This is a genomic window from Serratia sp. root2, assembly GCF_031931805.1.
GTDB classification, from domain to species: Bacteria; Pseudomonadota; Gammaproteobacteria; order Enterobacterales; family Enterobacteriaceae; genus Serratia; species Serratia inhibens.
Window position 1 is genome coordinate 1,406,873 of the sequence record NZ_JAUJXB010000001.1, and the last position, 10,684, is coordinate 1,417,556.

Here is a 10,684-nt window from a genome sequence, read left to right on the forward strand (position 1 = left end):
CCCCCTGATCATTGAATTCAGTCGTTTTTTCTGCCGATAGCGGAGAAAACGTTAAACAATTCACCCAGGCCATAAATCGAGCCCAGCAACACGGCTATCATTACCGGCACCAGGATCACCACGGTTGCCAAACTCTCAATCATTTCTAACATCGTTGTCTCCTGGTTTTTTAAACGGAGAAAACCGTTCACAAATGGACGGGAATTTCTCCGAGATACCGCACATTTTATTGTTGGTATTTTCAATTTGTGACATAAATCACACTTGAAGGCGGGTAATGTAACTTACACAGTTACATTAAGACAATGACAAAAAATGCTCTGAGAAAGGCAGGATAAAGCAACGAAACACCGGTGGGACGCTTAAGTGTCCAAGGCGCAAATAATGGCGATAGCAGCCAAATAACGGGAGCAATGATGATAACGCTGAGAATGGCTCGGCCTGCGGATGCACCGGCGATCGCTCGTTTGCACGTACAGGTCTGGCGCAGTACCTACCAAGGGCTGGCGACGCCGGCGGCCTATGCCGCGCTGGATGAGCCAAGGCGGTTGTCCCAGTGGCAAGAAAAGCTGCAACAACCAGGTACAGCACAGGTGCTTTTGGCTGAATCGGCTGGTCAGTTGGTCGGGTTCTGTCTGGTCGACGCCCCTTCCCATCCGCAGTTTGGCGAGCATGCCGAGATAAAATCACTTTTCGTCAGCCACAAACATCAACGTCAGGGCATTGGTCACAGGTTGCTTGGTGCGGCAGCAAGAGAAATGCAAAAGCTCGGCTATAGCAGCATTGCACTGGGGGTGGTCGAAGGAAATGACGGCGCCATGCGGTTTTATCGGGCATTGGGCGGTGCTCCGGCCGGTAACTACATCGATCCCGGTCCGTTATGGCTCTCCAGTAATGTGATTTACGTCTGGCCGGATATTCGCCATCTGGCGGCCGTTAAATAATAAACAGAGCTCAAAATTAAGAATATTTACCTATTCTATTTTTTGCCGGAGGAATACATTCATCTCAACTTCTACCGAGCGATTAATTGCCGTATTTTTAGCCAAGTAATCGATCATTTTACCAGGATAATTCTTATGAACATTAAACGTGTTGCCGGCGTGTTGGTTCTCGTAATGGCTACGCTTTCTGTCACTGCATGCGGGCATATGTCTAACCGCAATCGCAACACTGCAATTGGCGCCGGCGTAGGCGCGCTGGGCGGTGCAGTATTGACCGACGGCAGCACCCTGGGCACCTTGGGCGGCGCGGCGCTGGGCGGTATTATCGGTCACCAAACCAGCCGTTAATGATAACCGAATAATAAAAATCTCAGGCCGGAATATCTGCAACAGCACAGTATTCTTGCCTGATTTAATATTATTTCATTGCGTTTAACCTCTCCCTTGTAAACTTCAGGATTAATTACCTCTCATTACCTAAACGCTCCGCTTAACCACTGGACGGATATTCCGAATGTCTGCCATCATATTGGTGTCAATTCTCTGGCATAACGGAAGAATGATGGGTGGATATTTTCCACTCGTTGCCGACCCAGGCATAGGTGAAAGTATAACGCGCCGAAACGGTTGATTTATCTTTAAAACTGAAGGTATAGGTCCCCGTATCCACGGCTTTGTTACAGCCAATACGTATCGTTCGGCTATCTATCTTGCCAACTGGCTTTTTCTTCAGAAAATGTTCAAAATAATCAATCCGCTCCGCGTCCGTCAGGCGAACTTGATTAGAAACCGTAGGAAGCAAGATGGCATCGCTCAGATAATTATCCGTAACCTTCCTGGCATCTCCAGATTGTAAATCGTCATTCCATTTATCAAATAATGCTTCAATTTGAACCCGATCAACCTTAGCGCAATCGGGGGCCGTTTTGGCCAGGACAGAGCCAGAAATCAACATCAGTATACCTACTACTCCAGGTGATTTTTTCATTTTCATTCCTTTTGTTAGGTTCGTTGCTCCCTATCAGGAATATCAGTGTCAATCTCGATAAACAATTAAATTTTAATATAGTTACTTTAATTTACTATAAATCAGGTAAACATCCCATTACAGGTATTATGGCTGATCCGATGACCGTCGCTTCCGCCCCCTGACGGGTGAAGCCAGGTGCCACCGCTACGGCCCCGGCGCTCGCGCTATCAAGGTAGGGCAGCCGCTTCGGAAATACTCTGCATATTCGCGACATGCAAATCATCATGAACAGGAAAACGGCTATCGGACCCCACGCAAGAAATACATAACTAACAAGCGGAATATGAATTTAAATCATTTACACAATTTATTAATGAATGAATCATAAAGAATTCATAATAAAATCCGCCGTAGACGATTACCGGATAAGCTAATAATCTCTCTTCGTCATTCCTTCAAAAAAAGAAATGGCATTACTGAAGGTAATGACAATACGTCGAACGGCTTCAGACAAGCTCTGATTAGGCTGACAAGTTTAATTCTATTTTCATTATTAAGGATGAGTCATGAAATTATCAAACGTAGTACTTCTCTCGGCAATTCTGGCTTCCTCGGTTGGCATGTCTGCCGTTGTTTCCGCCGCGCAACGTCCCGCCGGCGTTTGCACCTTTATCTACTCGCCGGTTCCCTACGTCACCAAAGACGGCAAAAAAATCCAGGCGCCTAATGCCTGTGTGGCAAAATGGTGGGCGGCTCAGGGCAAATAATTTGGTCTGCGTGCCAACCTATTGCATAACCTGCTAAATAAAGGAATTGGGTCAGTGAGCCCGGACCCAATTCCTGCCTTATTTACCCAATCTCCGTTATAAATAACGTCATTGGTACAGAGAAGATATTATCCCTTCACCTGAGAAACCACGTTCAGCGGTTGAGCGTCCGGCAGAATGTTCATATGCTCCAGTACCTGCGCCATGATCTTGCCGAATACCGGGCCGGCCACCGAACCGCCGAAGTGCTTGCCGGCTTTCGGGTTGTTGACCATCACCACCAGCGCCACCTGCGGATCGCTGGCCGGTGCCACGCCTGCGGTGTAGTTGATATAACCGCCGTCATATTTGCCGTTGGCGCCCATTTTCTCGGCGGTACCGGTTTTAATCGCCAGCCGGTAACCCGGCACTGCGGCGCTGACCCCGCTGCCGCCCGGCAAGGCGTCGCTTTCCATCATATGCACCACGGTTTTCACCGTCTCTTCCGGCAAGATCCGCTGCCCCATGACCGGCGGCGTCACCCGCGTGATCGACAGCGGCCGATAGACACCATAAGAGCCGATAGCGGCATATTCCCGCGCCATTTGCAGCGGTGTAACGCGTAGTCCGTAGCCGAAGGAGAACGTCGCCCGCTCGATATCGGCCCAGCGTTCACGATGCTGCGGCAGATAACCGCTGCTCTCGTTACCGATCCCCAGATCGGTCGGCAGACCCAGACCAAAGCTCTTGTAGACCGCCGGTAGCACGGTGGCGGGCAGCGCCAATGCAATATGCGACACCGCGATGTCGCTGGATTTTTGCAGCACGCCGGTAATGGTCAGTTTGGACCAGTGGCCAACGTCTTTGATCAAGTGGCCGTTGACCCTGTACGGCGTGGTATCCAGCACCGTGTCCGGCTTAATCAGCCTATGCTCCAACCCGACCATCACGACGACCGGTTTTACCGTCGAACCCGGCTCGAAGCTGTCGCTGCTGCAAACGTTGCGAATATCTTTCGCCGGCGTATTGGCATAGTTATTCGGGTTAAACGACGGGTAGCTGGCCATGCCAAGCACCTCGCCGGTACTGACTTTCACCAGCACCGCACAGCCGGAATCGGCCTGGTTGGCCACCACGCCATCGCGAATTTGCGCATAGAGTACGTACTGGATAAATTTATCGATGCTCAGCGTCACGTTCGGCGGTGGCACGGGATCGACGCTCTTGATCACGCCAATCACCGCCCCGCTGCCGTCCTTCTGGTACACCCGCATCCCGTTCTTGCCTTGCAGCAGGTGGTTGAAGCCCAGTTCAATGCCTTCAAGCCCCTGATTGTCCTGCCCGACAATCCCTATCAGCCCGGCGGCATCCTGGCCCATCGGGTAAAAGCGGCTGAAATCCTGCTCGGTGCTGACCCCGGTCAGATGCAGCTTGCTGATGTAGTTCGCGTTATCGTCTTCCACCTTGCGCGCCAGATAGACGAAACGCTTATGGGCGTTGGTCTGAATCAACTTTTGCACGTCCGTCAGCGGCATTTTCAGCACGTTGGCCAGGCTCTGCCAGCGCTCGTTGCCGGTATCGGTATGGGTGTCGAGAATATGCTTGGGATCCAGCACGATATCTTTCGAAGACACGCTCACCGCCAGCGCTTCATCATTACGGTCGGTGATCATTCCCCGGTTGGTCGGCAGCACCTGCGTGCGGATTGAGCGCTGATCCGCCTGGTCCGCCAACTGCTGATGCTCCATCAGTTGCAAGTAACCGACCCGGAACGCCAGCAGGAAAAAGCACACCAGAATACCGGCGCAAATCCAGCCAAACCTCAGTGAGGAATAATTTTTACCGCTCTTTTTTATTAGTGGCGCCACTGTTAACCCTGCGTTTTCATTCGGATTATGTAATTATTTCAGTCTACCCTGACAGAAATATTTAGAAGATTGCAGTTTGTAAGAAAGTAAAAACAAACGCGTTTACTGTTGCACATCCTCACTGTCGTTTAACTCCGGTTTAACTTCCTGACTCTCGTCGGGGTGCGGCGCGTTGGCCGGGTCAAAAATATGGTCAAGAATTGCCCGCGCGGTTGGCCCCGCCACCACGCCGTCACCGCCGCCGTTTTCCAAAATCAATGCCATCGCCACCCGCGGATTTTTATAGGGGGCGAATAACGTGTAGAAAATATGGTCACGCAACCGCACCGGGATCATCTTGGCGTTATAAGTCTGATTTTCTTTCAGACTGAACACCTGCGAGGTGCCGGATTTGGCGGCGATCTGATAAGGCGCGGTATGGAACAGCTTATAACCGGTGCCGTTCGGCAAGTTGGCCATACCGTACATGCCGTTGCGCACAATGCCCCAGTACGGTGACTTGGCATCGCCGATCTGTGCCATTTGCTGCGGCGGTTGGTAGCGACTCACCCGGTTGCCCTGGCGCATGGAATACAGCAGATGGGGCGTTTTCACCCTGCCGTTATTGATAAGCGTGGTCAGCGCCTTCACCATCTGGATCGGCGTGGCGACCCAATACCCCTGGCCGATGCCGACCGACACTGTGTCACCCTGATACCAGGGTTTTTTATGCACCCGCTGCTTCCACTCGCGGCTGGGCAGTACGCCGCGATACTCTTCGTTAAGATCGATCCCGGTCGCCTGGCCGTAACCGAACTGGCTAAGCCAGCTGTGAATGCGATCAATGCCCATTTCAAACGCCACCTGATAAAAGAAGGTATCGGCGGATTCCTCAATCGCCTTGGTGACGTTCAGCATACCGTGGCCACTCTTCAGCCAGTCGCGGTAACGGCGTTGGGTGCCCGGCAGCGTCCAGGTCGGGGCGCCAAAGAAGCTGGTGTTGGGCGTGATCACCCCGGCGAACAGCGCAGAGGTTGCCATATAAGGCTTCACGGTGGACGCCGGCGGGTACAGCCCCTGCGTGACGCGGTTAATCAGCGGTAGATCCGGGTTGGTCAATAAGGTTTTATAGGCTTTGTAACTGATACCCTTAACGAACGGGTTGGGATCGTAACTGGGGCTGGATACCATCGCCAGAATGCCGCCATCGCGCGGATCCTCTACCACCACCGCCGCTCGCTGCCCCTTCAGCACCGACTCGATATACTGCTGCAACGGCAAATCGAGCGTCAGATAGATATTTTTGCCCGCCTGCGGCGGCTGTTCTTTCAGCAGGCGTATCACGCGGCCGTGGTTATCCACCTCCACTTCCTGATAGCCGGTGGTGCCATGCAGTTCCGACTCATAGTAAGCCTCAATACCCTGCTTGCCGATGTTATGGTCGGCGGAGTAATTTTCGCCGATACCGGCTTTATCGAGCCGTTTCACATCGCCATCGTTGATTTTCGATACGTAACCCACCACGTGCGCCAGTTCGGCGCCATACGGATATTCCCGCTGCTGGTAGGTATCGATGGTCACCCCGTCAAAACGGTATTGATTGACCGCAAAACGGGCGACCTCGGTGTCGTTCAGCCCGCTTTTCAACGTCACCGGCCTATAACGGCCGTTGTGGTGCATGTCGTCGCGAAAGGTGGCGATGTCCTCAGGCGTCAGATCGACAATCGGCGTCAGCGCCTGCAACAGCGCGGCCATATTGGCGATTTTGCTGGGAATAACCTGGATCTGGTACAGGGTGATGTTACGCACCAGCGGGATGCCGTTACGATCGAATATCAGCCCGCGGCTGGGCGCAATCGGCAGCATTTTGATGTCGTTCTGATTGGAGCGCGTCTGGTAGAACGCATGTTGCTTAATCTGCAAGTGATACAGGTTGACGATCAGTGCGCCGAAGCAGGCGATCACCAACGCCATCGCCACGCAGGCACGGCGAATAAACAACATTTCCTCAGCGGAATGGTCACGGATTTTTTCTTTTAAGAGGGCCATACGCAGCGCAGTACCTGTCTGACGTCACATTTTCCCCAGATAAATCAGGGCAGTGAAAAGTCGGCAAGCATAGCGTTATTGGCTAACGGCCCCCATTAAAAGGTTGCTAATGAAATGGCATAAATGTTTCAGCATGTTGGAATGTTTCCGGGTGCCTGGCTTTTATGCCGTGCAGGGATTGAGCCTCCCTTTATCCCAATGCTACAATGTGATGCAGATCACACTATTCCATTTTTGCCCGCACTGTTCTCCGGCGCCCTGCCGGCTGCGGCTTTTCACCAAGGATCACGTTCGATGAGTACCATTGCCACGGGTTTGATTATGATGCGCTGGGAACTGCTGAGCGCCGTAATGATGTTTATGGCCAGCCAGTTAAACGTCGTTTGCCGTAAAACCAGCCGTAATGGCATGGCATTCATGTTCAGCAGCCTCGGGCTGTTCACCACCTGCTGGTTCGTGATGGGTTTGATGGGCATCAGCTTCAGCCAGGAAGGATTTCTGCATTTTTGGTCGGTGACCAAAGACGTCTTTTTCGACGTGATGAGCAAAACCCCGACCGACTGGCCAATGCCCTGAGCCGTACTTGACCGCCCTAAGCGCCAGGCAATGGCGCCGACATCTCCAGCAGTATTTTGCCGAATGCCTGCACAGCCGCGCCAGGTTCCGCACCGTTGACGATCAGGGTGAAATCGACGTCGGGTAATTCGGGTAGCCCACACTCGTCCTCGATCACTTTCATCCCCGGCTCCAGATCGCCACTCGCCATGACGGCAATGCCCAACCCCGCCAGCACCGCCGCCCGTAGCCCTTGCTGGCTTTGTGAGGTGAAGGCGGTGTGCCATTCGATGGCCTGACTTTCCAGAGCGGCGATCCCGGCCTCGCGGCTGACCGACGGCGCGGGTAACAATGCCAGCGGCAACGACGTACCCGCCAGGCTGAATGTCTCAGCCGCTACCCACACCAGTTGCGTCCGCCGCAATAGCCTGCCCTCAATGCGGTTAGCCAGCGACATCACGACGGCCAAATCCAGTTCGTTGCCCTTTACCATGCCACAAAGATCCAACCCGATACTGACGTTCACCTCCAACCTGACCGCAGGGAAAGCCCGGGCGAACTGGGATAACAACGGTGGCAATCGTTCCCCCAGAAAACTCTCCGTCAGGCCAAAGCGCACCGCGCCGGAAACGGGTGAGGATTCAAAACGCCGCTGCATGGCGTCAAGCGCCTGCAAAACTTGCCCGGCGTGGCGCAGCATATCTTCGCCGTCTTCGGTTAGCGTCAGGCGGCGCGTAGTGCGGTGCAACAACTGCCGGCCAATCTGCTCTTCGAGCCGACGGATCTGGTGACTGATCGCGGATTGGGTCAGATTCAGTTGCTGCGCCGCGCGCGTAAAGCCGCCGGTTTCGGTAACCGTAACGAAGGTGCGCAGCAGTGTCGGATCAATGTTCATGGCAGACTTACATGATGAAAGTTAATTAATCACGATAAATTAAATCATTTCTATCATGCAACTCATTTATCCAGAATGGCTGTTCGTTTCCATCACCCTCTTTTGTGGAAAAAACTCATGACGCTCTCTCACGCCAGTAAAAACCGACTGGCATTAACGGCAATTTGCCTCGCCGCGCTGATGTTCGGCCTGGAAATCTCCAGCGTACCGGTCATACTGCCGACGCTGGAACGGGTATTACACAGTGATTTCAGCGATATGCAGTGGATTATGAATGCCTACACCCTGGCCTGCACCGCCGTGATGATGGCCACCGGTACGCTGTCTGACCGTTTTGGCCGCAGGCGCGTTTTCATCATCGCCATTCTCGCTTTTGGCCTTACCTCCTTACTCTGCGGCCTGGCCAACGGGTCGACGATGCTGATCCTGGGCCGCTTTATGCAAGGCATGGCGGGCGGTGCCATGTTGATTTGCCAGGTGGCTGCATTGTCGCATCAGTTTCAGAGCGGCAAACAGCGTGGTCAGGCCTTCGGCATTTGGGGCGTCGTTTTTGGCATTGGGTTAGGATTTGGGCCGGCGATCGGCGGCGTTATCGTGGCGCTCGCCAACTGGCAGTGGGTATTTTTGATTCATGTGGTCATCGCCGTTCTGACATTGTTACTGGTGATTTTCAGCGTACAAGAATCCCGCGATCCTCAGGCGGCAAAATTGGACAGTCTGGGGATCGTCACATTGTCGCTGTCGGTTTTTGGGTTGGTCTATTTTATCACTCAGGGAGCCGTGTTCGGTTTCACCAACGTTCGCGCGGGCGGTATTTTTCTTGCGGCAACCCTCAGCCTGCTGCTGTTTATTTGGATTGAGAGACGCAACCCCTATCCGATGATTGAGTTTTCCGTGTTCAGGAATCGGCATTTTTCCGGGGCGCTGATGGGATCCATCGGCATGAATTTCAGCTTCTGGCCCTTTATGATCTACCTGCCGCTCTATTTTCAAATTGGGCTGGGCTATGACAGCCTGACCACAGGTTTGTCGCTGCTCGCTTATACGCTTCCCACGCTTGTCTTCCCCCCGGTGGGCGAGCGATTGGCTCTGCGTTATCGCCCAGGGGCAGTGATCCCCGCCGGATTATTCACGCTGGGGCTGGGTTTCCTGCTGATGAAAACAGGCAGCGGCAGCGAACAGGCCGGCGGATTGGCTATGCTGCCGGGGTTGCTCATCGCCGGCATCGGCCTGGGCATCACCAATACCCCGGTGACCAACACCACCACAGGTTCGGTGTCAAACGCCCGCGCCGGCATGGCGTCCGGGATAGATATGAGCGCCAGAATGATCGCGTTGGCTATCAATATTGCGGTCATGGGGTTTATCTTGCTGGCGGGGGTTTACGCTTACCTGCAACAAACGCTGCCCGAGTCATTGGTTAGCTTGCCACTGCGTTCGGTGGCGGAGCAGATAGTGGCGGGTAATCTCACCGCGTTGAAAACACTCCCCGGATGGGATGCCTTGGCGCCCCTTGCTCAGGCTGCGTTGACGCAAAGTTTTGGCCTGGTGATGCTGTACGGCGGCTTCGGTGCCTGGGCATTGGCTGCGGCCAGCCTGACGATTTTCGCCCCCTGGAAAACCGCAGCCGTAATCCCCAGGTAATCACATTCCGTTATTACTGAATGGTTCATAAAATAAATAAAATATAATCGGGTGGTCTGAGCGTAGCGAGGGCTTATGCTGACCTCAGACAACTTTGTTGCACCCGGCCCAGAGGCAAGCCCTCATGCCCGCACTTTCTTGTTTTTCCCCTGATTAATCCAGAATCCGGCTTAATAGTTAACCGATGTCTGGCCTGGCTGAAGGATACGCCACGCGCCGCCATCAGGAAGCCCCATGATTTCTCCTTCTGCCCGTATTGCCGCCAGCAGCGTCATTGAACCTGGCGTGATTATCGGTGCGCGCGTGCGCATCGGCCCTTTTTGCTTCATCACCGCCGGCGTCGAAATCGGCGAAGGCACCTCTATCGCCTCCCACGTGGTGATTAACGGCCTGACGCGCATCGGCCGCGACAACGTCATCGATCAGTTTTCCTCGATCGGCGAAGCCGGCCAGGACCTGAAATACGCCGGTGAACCGACCACGCTCACCCTCGGCGATCGCAACCGTATCGGCAAATACGCCACCCTGCATCGCGGTACCGTACAAGGTTGCCGCCACACCGCGATCGGCGATGACAACCATCTGCGGGATAATGTGCATATTGCCCATGACTGCATCATTGGCAACGCCACGCATATCGGCAATAACAGTGGTCTGGCCGGGCATGTGGAACTGGGAGACGGCGGTTGGGTCGGCGCGCGTTGTGCGGTGCATCAATTTTGCATTATCGGTGCCCACGCGCGCTTGGCCGACGGCACCCTCGCGGTGCAGGATCTGCCGCCGTTCGTCCAGGCCGGCGGCAACCGCGCCAAACCGGACGGCCTGCATCTGCTGGCCCCGGCCTTTCTGGCCGCCGACGAGCAACAGCAGCGGGTTATACATTCGCTTTACGCTATGTTGTATCACCAGACGATGGCGCTGGAAGACGTGCGGCAAGAAGCCGCCCGTCTCAGCGTGGAATATCCGTTACTGCGGCTGTTCACTGATTTTTTTGCCCGCTCTGTGCGGGGCATCATCCGCTGAACGATATGACC

11 protein-coding genes are annotated in these 10,684 nt (G+C 54.0%); 6 read left to right on the forward strand and 5 right to left on the reverse strand.

The genetic code is table 11. The features are described from left to right. Nucleotides 1-17: 17 nt before the first annotated feature. Nucleotides 18-152, reverse strand: coding sequence for an AcrZ family multidrug efflux pump-associated protein (locus tag QZQ97_RS06250; RefSeq protein WP_006318794.1), 135 nt, complete (start codon nt 150-152; stop codon nt 18-20). Nucleotides 153-416: 264 nt separating this feature from the next. Between QZQ97_RS06250 and QZQ97_RS06255 the strand changes: the two genes are divergently transcribed. Together QZQ97_RS06255 and QZQ97_RS06260 are read left to right on the forward strand one after the other, a co-directional pair. Then, the gene (locus QZQ97_RS06255) at nt 417-944 is read left to right on the forward strand and encodes a GNAT family N-acetyltransferase (RefSeq protein WP_311992728.1); all 528 of its coding nucleotides are present in this window, start codon (nt 417-419) and stop codon (nt 942-944) included. A 135-nt stretch (nt 945-1,079) separates the two neighbouring features. Next, nucleotides 1,080-1,292, forward strand: coding sequence for a glycine zipper 2TM domain-containing protein (locus tag QZQ97_RS06260; protein ID WP_004944210.1), 213 nt, complete (start codon nt 1,080-1,082; stop codon nt 1,290-1,292). 187 nt (nt 1,293-1,479) lie between these two features. Here the strand turns inward: QZQ97_RS06260 and QZQ97_RS06265 are convergent, their stop codons facing one another. Continuing rightward, on the reverse strand, nt 1,480-1,932 hold the full coding sequence (locus QZQ97_RS06265; RefSeq protein ID WP_311992729.1) for an SgcJ/EcaC family oxidoreductase: 453 nt from the start codon (nt 1,930-1,932) through the stop codon (nt 1,480-1,482). 548 nt (nt 1,933-2,480) lie between these two features. Here QZQ97_RS06265 and QZQ97_RS06270 point away from each other — a divergent pair. Then, complete coding sequence (locus tag QZQ97_RS06270) at nt 2,481-2,681, forward strand: hypothetical protein (protein WP_311992730.1); 201 nt, start codon at nt 2,481-2,483, stop codon at nt 2,679-2,681. A gap of 128 nt (nt 2,682-2,809) precedes the next feature. Here the strand turns inward: QZQ97_RS06270 and QZQ97_RS06275 are convergent, their stop codons facing one another. Beyond that, entirely contained in the window at nt 2,810-4,528 is a 1,719-nt protein-coding gene (locus QZQ97_RS06275) for a penicillin-binding transpeptidase domain-containing protein (RefSeq protein ID WP_311992731.1), read from the reverse strand. 102 nt (nt 4,529-4,630) lie between these two features. Next, nucleotides 4,631-6,556, reverse strand: coding sequence for a penicillin-binding protein 2 (gene mrdA / locus QZQ97_RS06280; RefSeq protein WP_311992732.1), 1,926 nt, complete (start codon nt 6,554-6,556; stop codon nt 4,631-4,633). A gap of 294 nt (nt 6,557-6,850) precedes the next feature. Between mrdA and QZQ97_RS06285 the strand changes: the two genes are divergently transcribed. Beyond that, on the forward strand, nt 6,851-7,132 hold the full coding sequence (locus QZQ97_RS06285) for a YjcB family protein (RefSeq protein ID WP_004944199.1): 282 nt from the start codon (nt 6,851-6,853) through the stop codon (nt 7,130-7,132). 16 nt (nt 7,133-7,148) lie between these two features. On the opposite strand, the gene QZQ97_RS06290 is transcribed toward QZQ97_RS06285, so the two are convergent. Continuing rightward, complete coding sequence (locus QZQ97_RS06290) at nt 7,149-8,006, reverse strand: LysR family transcriptional regulator (protein WP_311992733.1); 858 nt, start codon at nt 8,004-8,006, stop codon at nt 7,149-7,151. Between the two features lie 117 nt (nt 8,007-8,123). On the opposite strand from QZQ97_RS06290, the gene QZQ97_RS06295 reads away from it, so the two are divergent. Both QZQ97_RS06295 and lpxA read left to right on the forward strand, forming a co-directional pair. Next, nucleotides 8,124-9,650: an MFS transporter gene (locus QZQ97_RS06295; RefSeq protein WP_311992734.1), complete on the forward strand. Its 1,527-nt coding sequence runs from the start codon at nt 8,124-8,126 to the stop codon at nt 9,648-9,650. A gap of 234 nt (nt 9,651-9,884) precedes the next feature. Next, nucleotides 9,885-10,673 carry an acyl-ACP--UDP-N-acetylglucosamine O-acyltransferase gene (gene lpxA, locus QZQ97_RS06300; RefSeq protein WP_311992735.1) on the forward strand — a complete coding sequence of 263 codons (789 nt, stop codon included), beginning with the start codon at nt 9,885-9,887 and terminating at the stop codon, nt 10,671-10,673. Nucleotides 10,674-10,684: the final 11 nt, after the last annotated feature.

What these genes read in the sequence shown, in the direction of transcription:
- QZQ97_RS06295 (WP_311992734.1), top strand. Translation starts at nt 8,124, where the DNA reads ATGACGCTCTCTCACGCCAGTAAAAACCGACTGGCATTAACGGCAATT.
- mrdA (WP_311992732.1), bottom strand. Translation starts at nt 6,556, where the DNA reads ATGGCCCTCTTAAAAGAAAAAATCCGTGACCATTCCGCTGAGGAAATG.
- QZQ97_RS06285 (WP_004944199.1), top strand. Translation starts at nt 6,851, where the DNA reads ATGAGTACCATTGCCACGGGTTTGATTATGATGCGCTGGGAACTGCTG.
- QZQ97_RS06250 (WP_006318794.1), bottom strand. Translation starts at nt 152, where the DNA reads ATGTTAGAAATGATTGAGAGTTTGGCAACCGTGGTGATCCTGGTGCCG.
- lpxA (WP_311992735.1), top strand. Translation starts at nt 9,885, where the DNA reads ATGATTTCTCCTTCTGCCCGTATTGCCGCCAGCAGCGTCATTGAACCT.
- QZQ97_RS06290 (WP_311992733.1), bottom strand. Translation starts at nt 8,006, where the DNA reads ATGAACATTGATCCGACACTGCTGCGCACCTTCGTTACGGTTACCGAA.
- QZQ97_RS06260 (WP_004944210.1), top strand. Translation starts at nt 1,080, where the DNA reads ATGAACATTAAACGTGTTGCCGGCGTGTTGGTTCTCGTAATGGCTACG.
- QZQ97_RS06265 (WP_311992729.1), bottom strand. Translation starts at nt 1,932, where the DNA reads ATGAAAAAATCACCTGGAGTAGTAGGTATACTGATGTTGATTTCTGGC.
- QZQ97_RS06255 (WP_311992728.1), top strand. Translation starts at nt 417, where the DNA reads ATGATAACGCTGAGAATGGCTCGGCCTGCGGATGCACCGGCGATCGCT.
- QZQ97_RS06270 (WP_311992730.1), top strand. Translation starts at nt 2,481, where the DNA reads ATGAAATTATCAAACGTAGTACTTCTCTCGGCAATTCTGGCTTCCTCG.